Here is a 21,409-nt window from a genome sequence, read left to right as displayed (position 1 = left end):
TTGTCATCCAAAGTCTCCCGCATTGCCCTGTCGGCTTCGGCCGCCGCCGTCGGCGGCATCGCGGCGTACTGGACCCTCCTCGCGACGCGCCAGGGGCACATCCTGTTCAACGCCCGCAAGCTCCCCGTCGTCCACCTGTCGGACGACTTCTCCACCTACTCCCACACCGTGCCGGGCGGGATGGTCCGCGGGTATGTCTACCACCCCCAGGGTGAAGACACGCTGCAGGACCTGTTCGTCTATTTCGCCGGCCGCGGCGAGGACGTGCGCGCCACCGCGCAGATGCTGCACTGGCTGCCCAAGGGCTTCGGCTTCGCCGCGATCAACTACCGCGGCGTGGCCGACTCGCAGGGCCATCCTTCCGAGATCGCCTCGGTGGAGGACGCGGCCCAGTTCGCCAACCACCTGCGCCGGGCCTTTCCGCAGGCGCGCCTGCACGTCGTCGGCCGCAGCCTGGGAACTGGCGTTGCCATCCAGCTCGTGGCGCTGCAGGACTTCGAGAGCCTGCAGTTGGTGACGCCCTACGACTCGATGCTGGAGATTGCGAAGAAACGGTTCCCGCTCGTGCCGCTGTCGCTGTTGCTGCGGCACCAGTTCAACTCGCTGGAGCATTCCAAGGAAGTCGCCGCGAAAACCCAGGTGCTGCTGGCAGAGCACGATGACGTTGTCGTGCCCGAGCGCTCGCAAAAGCTCATCGCCGCATGGCCCACGCCGATCAGCGTGCAGACGATTCCGGGGTCGAACCATCACAGCATCATGGGGCTCGAAGCGACCTGGCTTCATCTCATCGACTTTGCGTTGACGGCGATTCTTCCGGAGCCGAAGGCGGCTTAGGGCTTGCAGGCCCGGCTTTCCTATACGTACTTCAAGAGAATCCTCGCGAGAGCTTCGGGGGCCAGCCGCGGAACATCGTGTGCGCATTCGAGGCGATGCGTGGCCCATTCAGGATCCAGCCGCAGGCGTTCGTACAGCTCGACGAATGGGCTTCCTTCCCACCCACACGCGGCGATGAAGGCTTTGCTGCGGACGTTGCGCCAGTTGCCGGTCAACTTGATCGCCTGCAGGAAGGTAGCGATCGGATGGGGACGGCATCGACTGTCGAGATGGGCCGGCGGCGCGCAATTCAATCCATCCGCAGCCGCGCCCGCTATGAAACGCTCCCGGTAGCTCGGTGTGGCAAGCGCCCAGACCGATGCACCGTTGTCCGGCACATAGGCATCGGCGTAAACGATGGCCTTGATGCGCGACGGCTCCTTGTCCGCCGCGCCGGTGATGACCATTCCCCCATACGAATGACCGACGAGAACGGCACTCGCATCGCGCCCGCGAACCGCTTGGACCACCTCGTCGATATGACTGTCGAGATTGGCGCCACCCACGGGCTCGTCTCCCAGTCCCGAGAGAGTGAGCGCCTGGACTTCATGGCCTGCGCCTGACAGCGCATTGCCGACAGCCTCGAATGCCCAGGCCCCGTGCCAACCACCTGGCACCAAAATGAATCTTGCCATCCAGTTTGTCCTCTCGGATACGGCTGCAGAGCAGGCGCCGGGCCATCGGCCGCAGCAATTTCGCCGTGCGCACATTGTTGCTTGGGGATCGTGTTCGCGCCAAGCTCGGCGCTGACCGGGATGCGAGGGCTCCTGTCCCCGCGACATGCCAGCAAGCAGCACCGGCTTGCGTTGACACGTTCAATCCCGTACGCTGGCTTGGCGTCCACGCGCAGCACCCGAGCCCTTGCGGGCCGCCGGACCGGCCTTGCGGACGTGAAGGAGTCCACGCCATGCCAAGCCGATCGAACGGCCCCACGGCCGAAATGGAAGCAGTGCGAACGCTGGCGCTCGTCGGTGCCGCCGCAGCCGGCAAGAGCTCCCTTGCCGAGGCCTTGCTGCACAAGGCTGGCGCCATCGCAGCGTGCGGCAGCATCGAGCGCGGCAGCACCGTCAGCGACTACGACCCGCTGGAGCGCCGCATGCTGCACTCGCTCAACGCATCGGTGATGCACCTCACGCATGCCGGCACGCGCGTCCACTTCATCGACACGCCCGGCGGCCCCGACTTCCTTGGCCAGAGCCTGCCGGCGCTGGAGGCGGTCGAGACGGCGGCGGTGGTCATCAATGCCGCCACCGGCATCGAGCCGATGACGGTGCGCATGATGGAGTACGCGGCCTCGCGCCACCTCGCCCGCATGATCATCGTCAACAAGATCGACTCGCAGGGCGTCTCGCTGGCGCGCCTGCTGGCCGACATCCAGGCCACCTTCGGCCGCGAATGCCTGCCGCTGAACCTGCCCGACGGGGTCGGCAAGCAGGTGGTGGACTGCTTCTTCAACCGCTTCGGGCAGTCCGACTTCGGCCCCGTCGAAGCAGCGCACCGCGCGCTGGTGGAGCAGGTGGTCGAGGTCGATGCGGCCTTCGTCGAGCGCTACCTGGAAGAGGGCGACATGGATCCGGCCGAGCTGCATGCGCCGCTCGAACAGGCGCTGCGCGAGGGCCACCTGATTCCGGTCTGCTTCGTCTCGGCGCGCAGCGGCGCGGGCGTGGCCGAGCTGCTCGACGTGATCGTCAGGCTGCTGCCCGACCCCGCCGAAGCCAACCCGCCGGACTTCCTGGTCGGCGAAGGCGCGGATGCCAAGCCGATGCAGGCCCGGCCCGATCCGTCGCTGCATGTGCTGGCGCATGTGTTCAAGGTCATGGGCGACCCTTATGTCGGCAAGCTCGGCATCTTCCGCGTGCACCAGGGCGCGGTCGCGAGCGACAGCCAGCTCTACATCGGCGACGGCCGCAAGCCCTTCAAGGTGGGCCATCTGTTCATGCTGCAGGGCAAGGACCACGTGGAGGTGTCGCGCGCCGTGCCGGGCGACATCGTGGCGGTGGCGAAGATCGAGGAGATCCACTTCGACGCCGTGCTGCACGACGCGAGCGAAGACGACCACGTCCATCTCGCGCCGCTGGAATTTCCTGTGCCGGTGCACGGACTCGCCGTGGAACCCGCACGCCATGGCGACGAGCAGCGCACCTGGGAGATCCTCGGCAAGCTCGCGGCCGAAGACCCCTGCCTGCGCATCGAGCACGTGGCCGCCACCAACGAAACGATCCTCTACGGCCTCGGGGAGCTTCACCTGCGCACGGTGCTCGAGCGCCTGCGCGAAGTGTACCGCTTCGAGGTCCGGACGCGGCCGCCGCGCATCGCCTATCGCGAGACGGTGGCCGCACCGGCCATGGGCCATCACCGCCACAAGAAGCAGACCGGCGGCTCCGGCCAGTTCGGCGAAGTCTTTTTGCGCATCGAGCCGCTGGCGCGCGGCGCCGGCTTCCAGTTCGATGACGAGGTCAGGGGCGGCGCGATACCGAGCCAGTTCATCCCCGCGGTCGAGAAAGGCGTGCGCGAGGTACTGCTGGGCGGTGTGATCGCCGGCTACCCGGTGGTCGACGTGCGGGTGGTGGTGTACGACGGCAAGCACCACAGCGTCGACAGCAAGGACATCGCCTTCGCGACTGCGGGCCGCAAGGCCTTCATGGCGGCAGTCCGCGAGGCCAGGCCGGTCGTGCTGGAGCCGATCGTCCAGATCGAGATCGTCGTATCCGAGCATTCCGTGGGCGACGTCACGAGCGACCTGTCGTCGCGGCGCGGCCTGGTCACGGGCACGTCGGCCATGGGAATCGGCAGCGTGGTCGTTCGCGGGCAGGTGCCCATGGCGGAGCTGGCCAGCTACCAGTCGCGGCTGAATGCGATGACCAGCGGCCAGGGCCGCTACACCATCGCGCTGTCGCACTACGAAGCCGTGCCGCCGGCAACGCAACAGGCGCTGATGGGCCAGTTCCAGGTGCGCGACGAGGCTTAGCCCAAAGCGTCGTTCACCTGCTCGCGGAACTCGCTCAGGCTGACTGCGGCGCCGATTTCCCGCGGCAGCGCATCGCGCACCGAGAACACGCCGAGCACCTTCGCTCCCGCCACCAGCGGCAGGTGGCGAAAGCCGCGCTCGAGCATGAGCACCACGGCATCGGACACCAGCGTTTCAGGCGGCACGCAGATCGGGTTGGGCGTCATGACTTCGCGCACCGCGGTGTGATCGGGATCGAGTCCCCGGGCCAGCACCCGGGTCATGAGGTCGCGCTCGGTGAGGATGCCCAGCAGGGTGTCCGGCAGCTCCATGACGAGCACGCTGCCGCAGTTGGCCCGCGTCATCACGCAGGCAGCGTCGCGCACGCTGGCCTGCGGGCCCAGGCTGACCACATGTGTGCGCGAGATGGATTGGAAAACGGTGCGCTCGGCCATGGTGCGCCCTCCGGAAGTAGCGTGAATGGTGCCGCCGGCTTTCGCTCAGCGCAAGGAGTCGTTGAGCCGCTCCAGCGCCTCGGCGCCGGGGCACAGATGGGCCGGCCCCAGCGCGTTGAGCGGCCGGTCGCTGGTGTTGAGCGCCGTGTGCAGGTCGGTGGCCAGCGGATCGACATAGAGCAGTCCGGTGACCACTTCGCCCATCTCCTGGTGCCGTTGCATGTAGGCCATAGCGGCATAGCGGTCGCCGGGGTTGTAGTCGGAATGCAGGCTGCGCAGGCGCAGCAGCGTGCCGTCGTGCTGGCGCACGTCCACCACTTCGCCCGCCCCCATGTCGACGGTGATTTCCTCCCGCCCGCTGATGAAGTCGATGCGGCTCACCGCCTCGTTGTGCTCGCGCACGTAGTCGTAGCTCTTGGTGCTGCCGGGGTGGTTGTTGAAGGCCACGCAGGGGCTGATCACGTCGATGAAGGCAGACCCGCCGTGGCTGATCGCGCCCTTGATGAGTGGCACAAGTTGCGCCTTGTTACCCGAAAACCCCCGCCCCACGTAGCTGGCTCCCAGTTGCAGCGCCATGGCGACAAGGTCCACCGGGCTGTCGCTGTTGACGACGCCCTTCTTGCTCCTGGAACCCTGGTCGGCGGTGGCCGAGAACTGGCCCTTGGTCAGGCCGTAGACGCCGTTGTTCTCCACGATGTAGGCCATGCGCACGCCGCGCCGCATGGCGTGGGCGAACTGTCCCAGGCCAATGGACGCCGAATCCCCGTCGCCCGAGACACCCAGGTACAGCAGGTCGCGGTTGGCCAGGTTGGCGCCGGTCAGCACGCTGGGCATGCGGCCATGGACGGTGTTGAAGCCGTGCGATGCACCGAGGAAATAGTCCGGCGTCTTGGAGCTGCAGCCGATACCCGAGAGCTTGGCCACGCGATGCGGTTCGATGTCCAGCTCCCAGCAGGCCTCGATGATGGCGGCGGAGATCGAATCGTGGCCGCAGCCGGCGCACAGCGTGGAGATCTTGCCTTCGTAGTCGCGCCGCGTGTAGCCGACCTTGTTGGTGGTCAGCGTCGGATGGCGCAGCCGGGGCTTGGCGAGATAGGTCATGCAAGTTCCTTCGTCCCGGTGCTGCCGGATGCATGCGTCTGCACGTGCGAGCTGATCGCCTGCACGATGAAGCGCGCGGTGATCGGCGTGCCGTCGAAATGCAGCACGCGCACGAGCCGGGCGGGGTCGGCGTCCAGTTCGTTGACCAGCAGGCTGCGCATCTGCGCGTCGCGGTTCTGCTCGACCACGAACACCTTGTCGTGCTGCGCCAGGAACTGCACCACGCTGTCCGGAAAGGGAAAGGCGCGCAGCCGCAGTGCATCGAGGTGGATGCCGCGCTCTTCCAGCGCCTGCAGCGCCTCATGCATCGACGGGCTGGTCGAGCCGAAATAGATCACGCCGAGCGCGGTCTTTTGGGCGGCCGGCCGCAACACCGGCTGCGGCACCAGCGTGGCCGCGGTCGCGAACTTCTTCAGCAGCCGCTCCATGTTGTAGATGTAATCGGGGCCGCGCTCCGAATACCGGGCATAGGCGTCGCGCGTCGTGCCGCGCGTGAAGTAGCTGCCCTTGGTCGGGTGCGTACCCGGCAGCGTGCGCCACGGAATGCCGTCGCCGTCCACGTCCTTGTAGCGGCCGAAGTCGCGGCCCGCCTCGAGCTCCTCGGCGCTCATGACCTTGCCGCGGTCGTAGGCCTTGCTGTCGTCCCAGGCGAAGGGCTTGCACAGGCGCTGGTTCATGCCGATGTCCAGGTCCGTCATCAGGAACACCGGAGTCTGCAGCCGGTCGGCCAGGTCCAGCGCCGCCGCCGCTTGCTCGAAGCATTCGTGCGGGTCTTCGGGGAACAGCAGCACGTGCTTGGTGTCGCCGTGCGAGGCATAGGCGCAGGACAGGATGTCGGCCTGCTGCGTGCGCGTCGGCATGCCGGTGGAAGGGCCGCCGCGCTGCACGTTGATGAGCGTGATCGGGATCTCGGCGAAGTAGGCCAGCCCGATGAACTCGGCCATCAGCGAAATGCCCGGCCCCGAAGTCGCCGTGAAGGCGCGTGCGCCGTTCCAGCCGGCGCCGACCACCATGCCGATCGAGGCCAGTTCGTCTTCCGCCTGCACGATGGCGAAGCGGTGCTGGCCCGTGGCCGGGTCCACGCGGAATTTCGCGCAGTACTTCTGGAAGGCCTCGGCCACCGAGGACGACGGCGTGATCGGATACCAGGCCGCGACCGTGGCGCCGCCATACACGCAGCCCAGCGCCGCGGCACTGTTGCCGTCCACAAAGATCCGGTCGCCCACCCGGTCGGCGCGCCGCACCTGCAGCCCCACGGGCTCGCGCAGGTTCTCCCTCGCGAAGTCGCAGCCCAGGTGCAGTGCCTGCACGTTGGAGGCCAACAATTTTTCCTTGCCCTTGTACTGCTCGCCGAACAGCTTCTCGACCACTTCCGGCTCGATGCCGAGCAGGATCGCCAGCGCGCCCACATAGACGATGTTCTTGAACAGCTGGCGCTGGCGCGGGTCCTGGTAGACCGCGTTGCAGATCTCCGTCAGCGGCATGCCGATGACGCGGATGTCGTCGCGGAACTTCGATGGCGGCAGCGGCCGCGTGCTGTCGTAGAAGAGATAGCCGCCGGGCTCCAGTTCGGCCACGTCGGCGTCCCAGGTCTGCGGGTTCATCGCCACCATCATGTCGGTGCCGCCACGCCGCCCGAGATGGCCCTGCTCGGTCACCCGCACCTCGTACCAGGTCGGCAGGCCCTGGATGTTGCTCGGGAAAATGTTGCGCGGGCTCACCGGCACGCCCATGCGCAGGATGGCCTTGGCGAACAGTTCGTTGGCCGAGGCCGAACCCGAGCCGTTGACGTTGGCGAACTTGATGACGAAGTCGTTGACCGCCTCTATCTGCTTCATGCTCATGCGGCCACCCCCTGCCCTGCCGGCGTCATCTTCAGCAGGAACTTCTGCATGTCCCACGCGCCGGTGGGACAGCGCTCGGCGCACAGGCCGCAGTGCAGGCAGACATCTTCGTCCTTGACCATCACGCGGCCCGTCTTGAGCCCGCCGGAGACGTACAGGTCCTGCGCCAGGTTCAGTGCCGGCGCCTTGAGCCGGGGCCGCAGTTCGGCTTCGTCGCCGTTGTCGATGAAGTTGATGCAGTCCATCGGGCAGATGTCCACGCATGCATCGCATTCGATGCAGGCGGCCTCGGTGAACACGGTCTGCACATCGCAGTTCAGGCAGCGCTCGGCCTCCTTGAAGGCGGTGGCGGCGTCGAAGCCAAGCTCAACCTCCACACGGATGCTCGCCAGCGCCATCTCGGCCTTGGCCCACGGCACCTTGTAGCGCAGGTCGTTGGAGGTGTCGTTGCCGTAGCTCCATTCGTGGATGCCCATCTTCTGCGACACCAGGTTGGTCATGGGCGCGGGCCGCACATACACCGGTTCGGCACGCAGAAGCTTGTCGATCGACACTGCCGCCTCGTGCCCGTGGGCCACGGCCGTGATGATGTTCCTGGGCCCCAAGGCCGCATCGCCACCGAAGAACACGTTGGGCACCGTCGACTGGAAGCTGGTCTTCTCGAGCACCGGCAAGCCCGACTTGTCGAAGTCGATGCCGCTGTCGCGCTCGATCCACGGAAAGGCGTTTTCCTGGCCCACCGCGACCAGCACCTCGTCGCATTCGAAGTACGCGTCCGGTGCGCCCGTCGGCACCAGCGTACGGCGGCCCTGGCTGTCGTATTCGGCCCGGACGATTTCGAAGCGCATGCCCAGCAGCTTGCCCTCCTCGTGCACGAAGGCCTTGGGCACATGGAAGTCGATGATCGGAATGCCTTCGTGCTGGGCATCTTCCTTCTCCCAGGGCGAGGCCTTCATTTCGTCGAAGCCGCTGCGCACGATGACCTTCACGTCGGTACCGCCCAGGCGGCGTGCCGACCGGCAGCAGTCCATCGCCGTGTTGCCGCCGCCCAGCACGATCACGCGCCGGCCGATGCTGCTGACGTGGCCGAAGGACACGGAGTTCAGCCAGTCGATGCCGATGTGGATGCCGGCCGCTGCCTCCCGGCGCCCGGGAACGTCCAGGTCGCGCCCGCGCGGTGCGCCGCAGCCGACGAAGATCGCGTCCCATCCCTGCGCCAGCAATGCCTTCATCGAATCGATGCGCTCGCCGCCGCGGAATTCGACGCCCAGGTCGAGGATGTAGCCCGTCTCTTCGTCGATCACCGACTCCGGCAGGCGAAAGCGCGGTATCTGCGTGCGGATGAACCCGCCGGCCTTGGCCTCGCCGTCGAACACCGTCACTTCGTAGCCCAACGGCGCGAGGTCGCGCGCCACGGTGAGCGAGGCCGGCCCCGCACCGACGCAGGCGACCCGCTTGCCGTTCTTCGGTTCGGGCTTCGGCATGCGCGCGCGCACGTCTTCCTTCATGTCGGCTGCCACGCGCTTGAGGCGGCAGATCGCCACCGGCTCGGGCTCCTTCGTGTTGCCTTCTTCCACCCGCCCGCGCCGGCAAGCCGGTTCGCAGGGACGGTCGCAGGTGCGCCCCAGGATGCCGGGAAAGACGTTGGAGACCCAGTTGATCATGTAGGCGTCGCCGTAGCGGCGCTGCGCGACCATGCGGATGTATTCAGGGACGGGGGTATGCGACGGACAGGCGTACTGGCAATCGACAACCTTGTGGAAGTAGGCCGGATCTGCAATGTTGGTGCGTTGCAATGCGTGTCTCCTGGCAAGCCTCCCTCGACCCCGGAGGGGCCGGCATGCGGCTTTGCCGCCAGTATGCGCCGCACTGGCGGGCGCACGGCCTTGGTGGAATCCCGCAGCGCTCCGGGCCATGCCTCGGTGGCCAATCCCCGCATCGATGCCGGCAATGCGTGTGCGCCCGGGCCTGCGCTATCCCTTCGCAACGATCACGTGCGCCTGTATCTTGCCGGCCACCGGGCCTTCGCCATGGCGGCTGGCGATCGCCTGCGTTGCGCGGTCCGTCGCGAGCTGAAGCAAGCTGGCGTCGCGCGCCTCGATTTCGTTGCGCAGAGGCGTTCCCTGGCAATAGGCGGTGGCGACCTCGCGTGCCGAGGGCGCGCGACTCACCTCCTCGCGCGTCTCGATCTCGATGCCGGTGAACCCTGCGCGGCTCACATCCTCTCGGATCAGTGCGACATCGTGATAGCCGTGCGGCGTGCGGGCAAGGAATCGCGGAGGGTCGTCCGGAAACATCGCGGCAACGGCGTTGGTGACATCGTCGGCAAAGGCGTTCTCTTCGATGCGGTCCCAGACGTTGAAGACGAAGCGCCCGCCAGGCCTCAGCACGCGACGCGCCTCGGCGTAGCCGGCGACCCTGTTGGGGAAGAACATCGCGCCGAACTGGCAGCAAACGACATCGAACGAGGCATCTTCGAACGGCAGGCCGAGCGCATCCGCCTGCCGCCATTCGATGCGGCCGTCGGGGCCCTGGCGGGCGGCAGCATAGTCGAGCATGGGCTGGTTGAGGTCGCTCACCACATAGCGTGCGTCGGCGCGGAGTCTTGGTGCAAGCGCACGCGTGACCACGCCGCTGCCGGCGGCCGTCTCAAGCACCGCGCCGGGCGAGAAGGCAGCGACGCGCTGCGCCATGTCGGCGGCATAGGCCTCGAAGATCAGGGGGACCATCAGCGTGTCGTAGAACTTCGGGATCGAACCCGCGAACACCTTGTCGCTCTCAGCCATGGGATCTCCTTGAAAGCTCCGAACGGCGCCTTGAGCTTCCGTTCCCGAGCGGGCCAGTCCTCCCCGACGAGTCCGCCGCCTGGTGGGACACCCGCGACGACCCGCCATGGTGGACGCGCCTGCCGGCCTCGTCAACGTCGTCGTCCTGCGGTCTGCCCCTCAAGGTAACCTGTCGCCATGGATTCCCTCATCGCCGCCTCCGCCCGCGCCCTTGCCGCCGGCGATGCACTCGGCGCCCTCAAGCGGATCGCCCTGCGCGACGATCCGCCGGCGCTGGCCCTGCGCGGCATCGCCATGGCGCAGCTCGGAGAACACCCCCGCGCACGCGAGTTGCTGCGGCGCGCCGCGCGCGACTTCGGCGCCCATGAAGAGCTGTCGCGCGCCCGCTGCATCGTCGCCGAGGCCGAGGTCGCGCTGGCCATGCGCGACCTCGGCGGCTCCCCGCGCCCGCTGACGGCGGCGGCAGCCACGCTGGAGGCGCACGACGATCACGCCAACGCATTGCAGGCGCGGCTGATCGCGGCGCGCAGGCTCCTGCTGCTCGGCCGCCTCGACGAAGCCGCCGCCGCACTGCTGCACATCGATGCGCGCGGCCTGCCACCAGCGCTGGGGGCGGTGGCCGAACTGACCTCGGCCGAACTGGCGCTGCGCTCGCTGCGCATCGGCCCGGCCCAGGCCGCACTCGCCCGCGCACACGAAGCGGCCGGCCGCGCGCGCGTGCCCGCGCTGCTGGCCGAGGTGGCGGAGGCGCGTGCGGCCTTCGAGCGACCCGCCGCGCGGCGCCTCTTCGCGGGTGGCGAGCAGGCGCTGCGCCTCGACGAAGTGGCCGCCCTCCTCGCCTCGAACGCGCTGGTGGTCGACGCCTGCCGCCGGGGTCTGGGCGCTGGCGGCGCATGGCTGCCCCTGGCTCGCCGGCCGATCCTGTTCACGCTGGCACGCGCGCTGGCAGAAGCATGGCCCGCAGACGTCGACCGCGAAGCCTTGATCGCATCCGCCTTCCGCACCCACCGCCCCGACGAAACGCATCGCGCGCGGCTGCGGGTCGAGATCGGCCGCCTGCGCGCGCTCGCCACCACGCTGGCGGGCATCGAGGCCACGCCGCGCGGCTTCGTGCTCAAGCCGCATGGCGAGCGCACCGTCGCGCTGCTGGCACCGCCCATCGACGGAGACCAGGCCTCGCTGGTCGCGTTGCTGTCCGACGGCGCGGCGTGGTCGACCTCGGCCCTGGCGCTGGCGCTCGGGGCCAGCCAGCGCACCGTGCAGCGCGCCCTCGCCGAACTGGAGGCCGAAGGACGGGTGCGCTCCATCGGCCAGACGCGGGCGCGCCGCTGGCTGTCGCCGCCGCTGGCGGGATTCACGACGATCTTGTTACTCCCCGCTGCGCTGCCGTTTGAATAAAGTTGTCTCCAGGCGCCGATCCACGGCGCTACAGGAGCCAACAATGACCAGCAGGAAGAGCAAGGACACCACCCAGCCCACGGTGCGGCCGGCCGAGATCGTGCGCGAGTACGGCCCCTTCGGCGGTTCCGGCAGCATCGCCGGCGTGACCCATGACGGCCAACGCGTCTGGGCCGCCACCGGCACCAAGCTGGTGGCCTTCGACCCCGCCAGCGGCGAGACCACGCGCACGCTCGATGCCGCCTGCGACGCCGGCACCGCCTTCGACGGCACACACCTCTACCAGATCGCCGAGTCGCGCATCGACAAGATCGACCCCGCCACCGGCAAGGTGCTGGCGTCGATCCCCACACCCGGCCACGGCTACGACTCGGGGCTCACCTGGGCCGAAGGCAGTCTGTGGGTGGGGCAATACCGCGACCGCAAGATCCACCAGATCAACCCCGAGACCGGCGCCATCGTGCGCACCATCGAGTCGAACCGCTTCGTCACCGGCGTGACCTGGGTCGACGGCGAGCTATGGCACGCCACCTGGGAAGCCGAAGAAAGCGACATCCGCCGGATCGACCCGCAAAGCGGCGCCGTGCTCGAGCGGCTCGAGATGCCGCGCGGCGTCGGCGTGAGCGGGCTCGAATCCGACGGGGCCGATCTCTTCTATGCCGGCGGCGGCGAGAGCGGAAAGGTCCGCGCCGTTCGCCGTCCCCACAACCCTACGGAGCACTGACATGACCGGCCTCGCCACCACCGCCAAGAACCCCGCCATCGAACCGGGCCTCGCCAACCATCCCGTCGTATCCGGCGAACGATGGCTCGCCGAGCGCAAGGCATTGCTGGCGCGCGAGAAGGAGCTCACGCACCTGCGCGACCAGATCGCCCGCGAGCGCCGCGCGCTGCCGTGGGAGCGCGTGCAGAAGAACTACCTCTTCGACACGCCCGCCGGCCAGCGCACGCTCGCCGGACTCTTCGAGGGCCGGCGCCAGCTGCTGGTGCAGCACTTCATGTTCGGTCCGGGATGGGAGCAGGGCTGCCAGAGCTGCTCCTTCATGGCGGACCACACCGACGGCATGAACGTGCACCTGGCGCACCGCGACATCACGCTGGTCGCCATCTCGCGCGCACCGCTGGCCGAGATCGCGCGCTTTCGCGAGCGCATGGGCTGGCAGTTCAACTGGGTGTCGTCGAACGGCAGCGACTTCAACCGGGACTTCCACGTCAGCTTCTCGCCCGAGGAACGCGCCGGCGGCGAGGTCTACTACAACTACGGCATGCAGCCCTTCCCGCAGGAGGAAGCACCCGGCGTCAGCGTGTTCTACAAGGACGACGCAGGCGAGGTGTTCCACACCTACTCGACCTTCGGCCGCGGCGTGGAAGTGATGATGGGCGCGTACAACCTGATGGACCTCGTGCCGGAGGGCCGCGGCGAGCGCGACGTGCCCTACAAGATGGAATGGGTGCGCCACCACGATCTGTACGAACCACAGCCCGATGCGAAGGCTGCCGGGTCGTGCTGCTCGGAACACAGCTGAAGCGCGAGCGGCCCGGGCGCGTGGAGACAACATCATGGCAAGCCTCTGGCCATGGCTGGCGGTCGCGGGGGTCGGCGCCCTTCACGGGCTGAACCCCACCACCGGCTGGATGTTCGCCGCCGCCCGGGGCGTGCGGTCGCGCGACCGGACGAAGGCGCTGCGGGCCCTGCTGCCGATCGCCATCGGACACGCCGCATCGGTCGCGCTCGTGGCCGCCGCAGTGGCGCTTGGCCTGTCGATGGGCGGCGTGATGCTGCAGGTGCTGGCGGGCGGGCTTCTTGTCGCCGTCGCGGTGCATCACCTGCGGCGCCGCAATGCAGGGCATGCGCGGGCAGCGGCCGGGAATGCCGGGCTGGCACTCTGGTCTTTCATGATGTCCACCGCGCACGGCGCGGGGCTGATGCTGGTGCCGGCGCTGATCCCGCTGTGCATGAGCGGCGCACCGGCAGCCCGCGAGATCACCGCGTCGGGCTCGCTGCTGCTGGCGCTCGCGGCCGTCGGCGTTCACACCGCGGCGATGCTCGCCGTCACCGGCGTGACGGCCATTGGTGTTTGCCTGGGCTTCAACGCCGTCCGTGCTACCTCCGCTCCTTCGGCAGGCGAAAATCCGGCGACCGACGGTCTGGCGCGCAGGCGTCGGTTCGCCCCGAACCGGAACTAGCGGGCGGGCGATCCGCGAGCGCCGCTGCCCTTGCCGGCAATGACAAGCCCCGCGCTCTCGACGAATCCGTGAATCAATTTCAGCCGCGGCGACGCGCGCGGCCACAGGACGCCGAAGCGCCGGGTCTCCGAGGGCAATGGCAATGGAATCTTGGCGACCCGCTGCCCCTCCAGCAGCGGCGATGCGATGTCGGGCACGATCGACACGCCAAGGCCGCGGTCGACCATCATCGCGATGGTCAGCAGTGAACTGAGCTCGAAGCGCTCCTGCGGAACGATGCCCGCCGCGCGCAGGTAGCGGTCGGCCTGCTTGCCGCCGCCGAGATTGCGGTCGTAGCGGATGAGCGGTGAAGTTCGCAGCAGCCCGTGCGGGTCGCGCCGCGCGAGCCGACTGGGCGCGAGCAGCACCAGCGGCTCCTCGCGCAGCAGCGCCCAGTCGAAGGTCTTCGCGAGCGCGAACGACGGATACAAGCACACGGCCGCATCGAGTTCGCCCTGCTGCATCGACTTGTAGAGCGTGGCGGTGGTGCCCGACTGCAGGAACACCTTGACGCCCGGATGCGTCCTCACGAAGCGCGCGAGGATGTCCGGCAGCAGGCTGTGGATGGCCGTATTGATGGTGCCGATGACCAACTCGCCGCTGGCTGCTTCGCTGCCGAGCATCGCCTTGATGTCGCTCACATCGCGCAGCAGCGTGCGGGCCCGCTGAACCAGCCGGTGCCCCGCCTCGGTCGGCTGCACCGTGCGGCCGGCGCGCGCGAGCAGCGGCGCGGCGAGTTCGCGCTCGAGCGCGCGGATCTGCTGCGCCACCGCGCCGGGCGTCAGGTCGAGCCGGCGTGCGGCCTCCGACATCGAGCCCGATTCCACCACCAGAAGAAAGCTTTGCAGGTAGGCCGTTTCCATGAAGATAGATTTTCTACGATGTGATCGCAGGAAGCAGCTGTTTTTCTCCTCTCACGAACTGCGGACACTGCATCCATGAGAAGCAAACTCTTCGTTCCCGGCACCCGCCCAGAGCTGTTCGCCAAGGCACTGGCCAGTGCAGCGGATGCCATCTGCCTCGACCTGGAAGACGCGGTGTCCGAGCCGCGCAAGGACGAGGCGCGCGAAACCGTGCGCAAGTTCCTCGAAAGCGGCGAAGCGGCGGCGTCGCACAAGACGCTGATCATTCGCATCAATGCCATGGACACGCCGCACTTCGAGCGCGACGTGGCAGCGGTGGCGCAGGCCGGCGTGCACCTGATCAACTTGCCCAAGCCGCAGAGCCCGGCGCATGTGCGCACGGCGGCCGAAGCCATCGAGCGCGCGGAGCGGGCCAACGGTGTGCATGCGCCCATCGGCCTGCTGCTGAACATCGAGACACCCGCTGCCCTGCGCACGGCCGCCGAGCTCGCACTGGCGCATCCGCGCGTGGCGGGGTTGCAGCTGGGGCTGGGCGACCTCTTCGAGCCGCTGGGCATCGCGCGGCGCGAGCCCTCCGCGATCCGGCAGGCAATGTTCGCGGTGCGCATCGCGGCCGGCGAAGCGGGCCTGTATGCCTGCGACAGCGCCTTCGCCGACATCCGCGACGCCGAGGGCTTTCGTGCCGAGGCGATGCTCGCGCGCGACCTCGGCTTCCTCGGCAAGACCTGCATCCACCCGAGCCAGATCGCCATCGCCAACGAAGTGTTCCGACCGACCGACGAAGAAATCGCGCACGCCCGCAAGGTGGTCGAGGCGGCGCAAGAGGCCGATGCCAAGGGCGTCGGCGCCTACGTGGTGGACGGAAAGATGATCGACATCCCCTTCGTGATCCGCGCGCGCGCCATCGTCAAGAGCGCACGCAGCTCGGGGCTGTTGCCTGGCTGAGCTTCCCTATTCGAAAAAAGAACCGGAGACAAAAAATGCGTATCCCTTCATTCATTCGTCCGCTCGCGCTGGCCTCGGCCGTCGCACTCGCCGGCACCGCGTTCGCACAGGCCGCCTATCCCACCAAGGCCATCACGATCGTCGTGCCCTACCCGGCCGGCGGATCCAACGACACCTTCGCGCGCCAGGTTGCCAAGGAGCTCGGCGATGCGCTCAAGCAACCCGTGATCATCGACAACCGCCCCGGCGCGAGCGGCAACACCGGCACCGGCCAGGTGGCCAAGGCGGCGCCGGACGGCTACACGCTCGTGGCCGTGTCCTCCAGCATGACGACCAATGCGGCCGTGCAGTCGAAGCTGCCCTTCGATCCGGTGAAGGGCCTCGCGCCCGTGGCCATGTTCGCCAAGGGCCCGCTCATCGTCGCGGTCAACAACGAGTTTCCCGCGAAGACGCCGGCCGAGCTGATCGGCGCCATCAAGGCGAAGCCGGGCCAGTACAACTACGCCTCGTCGGGCTCGGGCAGCGTGAACCAGTTCGGCACAGAGCTGCTCAAGGCCAAGGTAGGCGACCTGCAGATCGCGCACATCCCCTACAAGGGCATGGGCCCGGCCGTGACGGACCTGGTCGGAAACCAGACGCAGCTGCTGATTTCCAGCGGCCCCTCGCTGCTGCCGATGGTGCGTGCCGGCAAGCTGCGCGCCGTCGGCATCACGAGCCTGAAGCCCAGCCCCATCGCCCCCGATCTCACGCCAATGGCCACGGCCGTGCCCGGCTACGAGTTCGAACTCTGGTGGGGCCTGCTGGCACCGGGGGGCACGCCGACCGACGTGGTCGCGAAGCTGAACGGAGCCGTCAACCAGATCCTGGCAAGGCCGGAGATCAGCGCCAACTTCCTGCGCGAAGGCGCCATCGCCACCCCGCTCACACCGGCGCAGTTCGGCACCGTCATCGCCGAGGACGTGGAGCGCTGGAAGAAGCTGGCGAAGCAGCAGAACATCACCGCCGATTGAGGAAAGAAAGAAGGAAAGAAAAGCCCATGAGCACCACCGTCCCCGACGACGCGTCCCTGCCTGTCCGCCAAGGCCCCTCCGGGCCGTTGAGCGGCCTGCGCGTGCTCGACCTGAGCGCCTACATCGCAGGCCCCTACGGCTGCTCGCTGCTGGCCGACCAGGGCGCGGAGGTCATCAAGATCGAGCCGCCCACCGGCGACAACCTGCGCAAGTACCCGTCGTCGCTGGAGGCCGAGAGCCGCGCGTTCGTCGGCGTCAATCGCAGCAAGCTGGGCGTGGTGCTCGACCTCAAGAACCCGCAGGACCTTGCCGCGCTGATGGCGCTGGTGCGCACGGCCGACGTTCTGGTGCACAACTTCCGCCCCAGCGTGCCGCCGCGGCTGGGCATTGCCTACGACCAGCTGAAGGCCGTGAACCCGCGCCTCATCTACTGCGCCGTGACGGGCTACGGCGAGACGGGGCCGCTGCGCGAGAAGGCCGGCTACGACCAGGTGCTGCAGACCATGACCGGCATGTGCGCACTGCAGGGCAAGCGCGGCGAGCCGCCCGAGATCATCTACGGCTCGGTGGTCGACTACTACGCGGCCGCGCTGGTGGCCACCGGCGTCGCCTCGGCGCTGTACGAGCGCGAGAAGAGCGGCGAAGGCCAGTTCGTCGGCGTGTCGCTGCTGCGCTCCGCGCTCACGATGCAGTCGGCGCGCATGGTGTGGGCCGAGGGCGAGCCGAAGGACGTGGGGCGCGACATGCGTTCGGGCGGCATCACTGGCATCCACCCGACCCGCGAAGGGCACATCTACATCTCGGCCAACACGCCGCATTTCTGGCAGGCGCTGTGCGCCAAGGTCGGGCTGCAGGAGCTGGCCAACGACGAGCGCTACGACTCGGTGCGCAAGCGCGCGCAACATTTCGCGGAGATCGTTCCGAAGCTTCGCGCCGCGCTGGCCGAACGCACCGCGCTCGAATGGGAAGAACTGTTCGGCGAGGACGTGCCCTGCGCCGCGGCCCGCACGGTGGAAGACATGTTCGACGACGAACAGGTGCTGGCCGAGGACATGGTCGCGAACTTCGCGCACCCTACGCTGGGCTCCTACCGCGGCTTCACCCGTCCCGTGAAGTTCGGCCGCACGCCCGGCCCCGAACCCTTCGCGGCGCCCACACTGGGCCAGCACACGCAGCACGTGCTGACCCCGAGAGCGGTCGCCAGCCGCACGGGCGACTGAGCCCATGCGCGCCGATCTCGTGGTGCCGCACAGCAGCGGCACACGCAAGCCCACCCATGCGGCGCCCGAAGACGCCTGCGACGCCCACATGCACGTGTACGACCGCCGCTTCGCGCTGCAGGGATCGCCCGACGCCATGCTCGACCATGCCACCGCCGACGACTATCGCCTGCTGCAGCGGCGCATCGGCACGCAGCGCACGGTGGTCGTGCAGCCGCGTGTGCACGGCACCGACAACAGCGTGACACTGGCGGCCATCCGCGAACTGGGCGCGCAGCACACACGCGGCGTGGCGGTGGTGCGGCCCGACGCGAGCGACGCCGAACTCGAACGGCTGCACGCGGGCGGCATCCGCGGCATCCGCTTCACGCTGTACACGCCGGCGAATGCAGCGACGGACTTCGGCATGGTCGAGCCGCTGGCGCACCGGGTGCATGCGCTCGGCTGGCATGTGCAGCTGCATTGGAGCGCCGGCCAGATCGCGGAACACGCGGCGCTGCTCGCGCGGTTGCCTTGCACCGTCGTCTTCGACCATCTCGCGCGCATGCCGCAGCCCGACGCGCAGGCGCATCCCGCGTCCGAGGTGGTGCACCGGCTGCTCGACAACGGCCGCACCTGGATCAAGCTGTCCGGCGCGTACCTTGACTCACGGGTCGGCGCGCAAGGCGGCTATGCCGACACCGTCGCGCTCGCGCGAGCGTGGGTGATGCAGGCGCCCGAACGCGTGGTGTGGGGCAGCGACTGGCCGCATCCCACGGAGCGCATCGCCAAGCCCGACGACGCGCAGCTCTTCGACCTGCTGAGCCAGTGGGTGCCCGACGAAGTGCAGCGCCGGCGCGTGCTGGTCGACAACCCGGCGCGGCTCTACGACTTTTCCTGAACCACAAGACCCGAGACATCGACATGAACAAGCGACTCCTGAAATCCGTCGCGGCCCTGGCCGCCTGCGCCGCTCCACTGCTGGGCTGGGCCGCCTGGCCCGACAAGCCGATCCGCATGGTGGTGCCGTATGCCGCGGGCGGCGGTGCCGACAACACCGCGCGCATCGTTGCGCAGCAGATGAGCACCGCGCTGGGCCAGCAGATCGTGATCGACAACAAGCCGGGCGCGGGCGGCGTGATCGGCGCCGACAGCGTGGCCAAAGCGGCGGCCGACGGCTACACCGTGCTGTACGACGCGTCGGCGTTCTCGGTGAACCCCTCGCTGCGCAAGCTGCCCTTCGACGCGGCGAAGGATTTCATTCCCGTGTCGCTGGTGGCCACGGCGCCGCAGATCCTCGTGGTGCCGGCGACCGCGCCCTACAAGACGGTGCCGGAGTTCATCGACTACGCACGCAAGAACCCCGGCAAGCTGAGCTTCGCGTCGGCCGGCGGCGGCACCGGTTCGCACCTCGCCGGCGAGGCATTGAACGAGCAGGCGAAGATCGGCCTGATGCACGTGCCCTACAAGGGCGGCGCGCCCGCGCTGACCGACGTGATGGGCGAGCAGGTGTCGGCCTACTTCGGCAACGTGGCCTCGACGCTGGGCTACGTCAAGAGCGGCAAGCTGCGCGCGCTGGGCGTGAGTTCCATCAAGCGCGTGCCGGGGCTGCCCGACGTGCCGACGCTGGCCGAGTCGGGCCTGCCGGGCTACAACGTGGTCGAGTGGAACGGCATGTTCCTGCCCAAGGGGACGCCGGTCGACATCGTGCAGAAGCTCGGCAAGGCGGTGCAGGCGGCGGTCGCCGATCCGGCCGTGCGGCAAAAGCTGCTGCAGCTGGGCCTGGAGCCCGCGGGCATCGCGCCCGAGGCGTTCGCGAAGTTCGTGCAGGACGAGACGGCGAGAGTGAGTGCGCTGGTGCGCTCGCGCAACATCAGGGTCGATTGACCATGCGCGTCCGCGCGGGATGTGAAACGTAGTGTGTGGGGTTCGTCCCGCGGATACAGAGGCATACGCATTTCGCTCCGCGGCGGGGTGGCCCGGCGAAGAATCGGCTCCGTTCACAGACGAACGCCCGTCACTCTTCCGAAGGAATCGCCATGCGCTTTCGCTCTCCCGCCCTCTTCTTTGCCGTCGCCATCGCGGCCTCTGCGGCAGCCCTCACGCTGACCTTTGCCGCGCCCTCGCCGCTGGGCGGCGAGGGCGCGGCCGGCGAGGCCCTGCCCGCACCGGAATTCCAGAACATCGACAGCTGGCTCAATTCGCCGCCGCTGAAGCTGAGCGAGCTGCGCGGCAAGGTGGTGCTGGTCGACTTCTGGACCTACACCTGCATCAACTGCCTCAACCACCTGCCCTACGTGAAGGAGTGGAACGAGAAGTACAAAGACAAGGGCCTGGTCGTCGTGGGCGTTCACACGCCGGAGTTCGCGTACGAGAAATCGACGAAGAACGTGAAGGACGCCATCGCGCGTCTGCAGATCAAGCATGCCGTGGCGCAGGACAACAGCTACGGCACCTGGAAGGCCTTCAGGAACCAGTACTGGCCGGCCGTGTACCTGATCGACAAGCAGGGAAAGATCGTCTATTCGCACTTTGGCGAAGGCAGCTACGGCACTACCGAGAAGAAGATTCAGGCGCTGCTGGCTGAGCCTTCTGGGACTTGAGACGGCGCAGTAGTTCGGGGTGCGATCACGACGACAGGGGACCTTCGCGGAGGGGAGCGCCCGATGCCATTCGCACGCCCCCAAAACACAAGCAACCACAACACAAGACAAACAAGAGAAATGAACAAGCTCTGGTTCGCCCTCCTCTTCCTCGCAGGCGGCATCTCGCAGGAAATCCGCAACCCGGTGAACTGCCAATGCATCCCCGCCCGCACAGGCGTCAGTCGAGCGCCTCGACGGCCGACGAAAAGACGTAGCCCTCGCTGCGCACCGTCTTGATGTAGCGCGGCTCGCGTGCGTCGTCCCGCAGGCGCTGGCGCAGGCGGCTCACCAGCAGGTCGATGGAGCGCTCGAAGAGTTCCGCCTCGCGACCTTGGGTGAGGCTAAGCAGCTGGTCGCGGCTCAGCACCTTCTGGGGATGATCAAGAAACACCATCAGCAGCCGGTACTCCGCGCCGCTCAGCGCCACCATCACGCCGCTGTCGTCGATCAGGTTGCGCGCGGTGGTGTCGACCTGCCAGTCGCCGAAGGCCAGCTTCGAGGCCGACTCGGTGGAGCGCATGTTCGGCGGCAGCATGCGCGTGCGGCGCAGCACCGAGCGGATGCGCGCCAGCAGCTCGCGCGCGGAGAATGGCTTGGCAAGGTAGTCGTCGGCGCCCATCTCCAGCCCGAGGATGCGGTCGGCCTCCTCGCTGCGGGCTGTGAGCATCAGGATGGGCGTGGCCTTGTACTTGCCCGTGCGCAGGTCGCGGCACAGCGTGAGCCCGTCTTCGCCCGGCAGCATCAGGTCAAGAATGATCAGGTCGAAAGGTCCCGACTCCTCCAGCGCCGCGCGCATGTGCCGCCCCGTGGGTACCGTCACCACCCGCAGGCCGTTCTTGACCAGGTAGGTGGAGAGCAGTTCGCGGATTTCCCGGTCGTCGTCGACGATGAGGATGTGGTCGGAGGTCTTGGCAATGTTCATGGCAGTGCGGTGATGCGCCCACGGGGCGACGGGCAGGTGCAATGTAGCCCGGCCGGGCGCCGGATCGGGCGGTTTTGTATTCCCGTGTATCCCGCTGGCCGGAGGGCCACACTATGTTGCTCGGCGGGCCCAGTGGCTGCGGGCCCCGGACGGCGGGTAATGTTGTATGTCAGGCCACGCTGCCCAACACACTGG

20 protein-coding genes are annotated in these 21,409 nt (G+C 68.2%); 12 read left to right on the top strand and 8 right to left on the bottom strand.

All coding sequences use genetic code 11. The features are described from left to right. Nucleotides 1–834, top strand: coding sequence for an alpha/beta hydrolase (locus tag AC1DFC_RS11670; protein WP_413335729.1), 834 nt, complete (start codon nucleotides 1–3; stop codon nucleotides 832–834). A gap of 20 nt (nucleotides 835–854) precedes the next feature. Here the strand turns inward: AC1DFC_RS11670 and AC1DFC_RS11665 are convergent, their stop codons facing one another. Then, nucleotides 855–1,508, bottom strand: coding sequence for an alpha/beta fold hydrolase (locus tag AC1DFC_RS11665; RefSeq protein WP_413335727.1), 654 nt, complete (start codon nucleotides 1,506–1,508; stop codon nucleotides 855–857). A gap of 272 nt (nucleotides 1,509–1,780) precedes the next feature. Here AC1DFC_RS11665 and fusA point away from each other — a divergent pair, with 272 nt between their 5' ends. Continuing rightward, complete coding sequence (gene fusA, locus AC1DFC_RS11660) at nucleotides 1,781–3,841, top strand: elongation factor G (RefSeq protein ID WP_478179280.1); 2,061 nt, start codon at nucleotides 1,781–1,783, stop codon at nucleotides 3,839–3,841. On the opposite strand, the gene AC1DFC_RS11655 is transcribed toward fusA, so the two are convergent. The 5 genes from AC1DFC_RS11655 to AC1DFC_RS11635 all read right to left on the bottom strand — a co-directional run bounded on the left by AC1DFC_RS11655 (nucleotide 3,838) and on the right by AC1DFC_RS11635 (nucleotide 10,006). After that, the gene (locus AC1DFC_RS11655; protein WP_056599619.1) at nucleotides 3,838–4,275 is read right to left on the bottom strand and encodes a CBS domain-containing protein; all 438 of its coding nucleotides are present in this window, start codon (nucleotides 4,273–4,275) and stop codon (nucleotides 3,838–3,840) included. The genes fusA and AC1DFC_RS11655 overlap by 4 nt on opposite strands. Nucleotides 4,276–4,320: 45 nt before the next feature. Beyond that, nucleotides 4,321–5,376 (bottom strand): 2-oxoacid:ferredoxin oxidoreductase subunit beta, encoded by a 1,056-nt coding sequence (locus tag AC1DFC_RS11650; RefSeq protein ID WP_413312747.1) that lies wholly within the window; start codon nucleotides 5,374–5,376, stop codon nucleotides 4,321–4,323. Then, complete coding sequence (locus tag AC1DFC_RS11645) at nucleotides 5,373–7,214, bottom strand: 2-oxoacid:acceptor oxidoreductase subunit alpha (RefSeq protein WP_042673326.1); 1,842 nt, start codon at nucleotides 7,212–7,214, stop codon at nucleotides 5,373–5,375. The genes AC1DFC_RS11650 and AC1DFC_RS11645 overlap by 4 nt, the downstream gene beginning before the upstream one ends. A gap of 2 nt (nucleotides 7,215–7,216) precedes the next feature. Next, nucleotides 7,217–9,016: an FAD-dependent oxidoreductase gene (locus AC1DFC_RS11640; RefSeq protein ID WP_413335725.1), complete on the bottom strand. Its 1,800-nt coding sequence runs from the start codon at nucleotides 9,014–9,016 to the stop codon at nucleotides 7,217–7,219. A 177-nt stretch (nucleotides 9,017–9,193) separates the two neighbouring features. Continuing rightward, on the bottom strand, nucleotides 9,194–10,006 hold the full coding sequence (locus AC1DFC_RS11635; RefSeq protein ID WP_007833054.1) for a class I SAM-dependent methyltransferase: 813 nt from the start codon (nucleotides 10,004–10,006) through the stop codon (nucleotides 9,194–9,196). A 177-nt stretch (nucleotides 10,007–10,183) separates the two neighbouring features. Here AC1DFC_RS11635 and AC1DFC_RS11630 point away from each other — a divergent pair, with 177 nt between their 5' ends. The 4 genes from AC1DFC_RS11630 to AC1DFC_RS11615 are packed head-to-tail and all read left to right on the top strand — an operon-like array spanning nucleotide 10,184 to nucleotide 13,591. Beyond that, on the top strand, nucleotides 10,184–11,404 hold the full coding sequence (locus tag AC1DFC_RS11630; protein WP_007833052.1) for a hypothetical protein: 1,221 nt from the start codon (nucleotides 10,184–10,186) through the stop codon (nucleotides 11,402–11,404). Between the two features lie 43 nt (nucleotides 11,405–11,447). After that, a complete protein-coding gene (locus AC1DFC_RS11625; protein WP_007833049.1) occupies nucleotides 11,448–12,128 on the top strand; it encodes a Vgb family protein in 681 nt (226 codons plus the stop codon). Between the two features lies 1 nt (nucleotide 12,129). Next, nucleotides 12,130–12,930: a DUF899 domain-containing protein gene (locus AC1DFC_RS11620; RefSeq protein ID WP_413312738.1), complete on the top strand. Its 801-nt coding sequence runs from the start codon at nucleotides 12,130–12,132 to the stop codon at nucleotides 12,928–12,930. 34 nt (nucleotides 12,931–12,964) lie between these two features. Then, nucleotides 12,965–13,591 (top strand): hypothetical protein, encoded by a 627-nt coding sequence (locus AC1DFC_RS11615; RefSeq protein WP_007833045.1) that lies wholly within the window; start codon nucleotides 12,965–12,967, stop codon nucleotides 13,589–13,591. Here the strand turns inward: AC1DFC_RS11615 and AC1DFC_RS11610 are convergent. Then, entirely contained in the window at nucleotides 13,588–14,493 is a 906-nt protein-coding gene (locus AC1DFC_RS11610) for a LysR family transcriptional regulator (RefSeq protein ID WP_478179279.1), read from the bottom strand. The two genes, AC1DFC_RS11615 and AC1DFC_RS11610, sit on opposite strands and share 4 nt — an antisense overlap. 75 nt (nucleotides 14,494–14,568) lie before the next feature. Here AC1DFC_RS11610 and AC1DFC_RS11605 point away from each other — a divergent pair, with 75 nt between their 5' ends. The 6 genes from AC1DFC_RS11605 (at nucleotide 14,569) to AC1DFC_RS11580 (ending at nucleotide 20,250) form a co-directional block, all read left to right on the top strand. After that, complete coding sequence (locus AC1DFC_RS11605; protein ID WP_007833041.1) at nucleotides 14,569–15,438, top strand: HpcH/HpaI aldolase/citrate lyase family protein; 870 nt, start codon at nucleotides 14,569–14,571, stop codon at nucleotides 15,436–15,438. Between the two features lie 35 nt (nucleotides 15,439–15,473). Further along, nucleotides 15,474–16,448: a tripartite tricarboxylate transporter substrate binding protein gene (locus tag AC1DFC_RS11600; protein ID WP_478179278.1), complete on the top strand. Its 975-nt coding sequence runs from the start codon at nucleotides 15,474–15,476 to the stop codon at nucleotides 16,446–16,448. A 26-nt stretch (nucleotides 16,449–16,474) separates the two neighbouring features. Continuing rightward, a complete protein-coding gene (locus AC1DFC_RS11595) occupies nucleotides 16,475–17,668 on the top strand; it encodes a CaiB/BaiF CoA transferase family protein (protein WP_478179277.1) in 1,194 nt (397 codons plus the stop codon). A 4-nt stretch (nucleotides 17,669–17,672) separates the two neighbouring features. Beyond that, nucleotides 17,673–18,548 carry an amidohydrolase family protein gene (locus tag AC1DFC_RS11590; protein WP_413335715.1) on the top strand — a complete coding sequence of 292 codons (876 nt, stop codon included), beginning with the start codon at nucleotides 17,673–17,675 and terminating at the stop codon, nucleotides 18,546–18,548. A gap of 23 nt (nucleotides 18,549–18,571) precedes the next feature. Beyond that, complete coding sequence (locus tag AC1DFC_RS11585) at nucleotides 18,572–19,534, top strand: tripartite tricarboxylate transporter substrate binding protein (protein WP_007833033.1); 963 nt, start codon at nucleotides 18,572–18,574, stop codon at nucleotides 19,532–19,534. 152 nt (nucleotides 19,535–19,686) lie between these two features. Next, entirely contained in the window at nucleotides 19,687–20,250 is a 564-nt protein-coding gene (locus tag AC1DFC_RS11580) for a thioredoxin family protein (protein WP_007833031.1), read from the top strand. A gap of 220 nt (nucleotides 20,251–20,470) precedes the next feature. Here AC1DFC_RS11580 and AC1DFC_RS11575 read toward each other — a convergent pair whose 3' ends face one another. After that, on the bottom strand, nucleotides 20,471–21,214 hold the full coding sequence (locus AC1DFC_RS11575) for a response regulator (protein WP_184641902.1): 744 nt from the start codon (nucleotides 21,212–21,214) through the stop codon (nucleotides 20,471–20,473). Between the last annotated feature and the right edge of the window lie 195 nt (nucleotides 21,215–21,409).

This window comes from Variovorax sp. 10L421 (assembly GCF_056395365.1).
The sequence above is the reverse complement of the archived record's forward strand: the minus strand, read 5'-3'. Positions and strand labels throughout refer to the sequence as shown.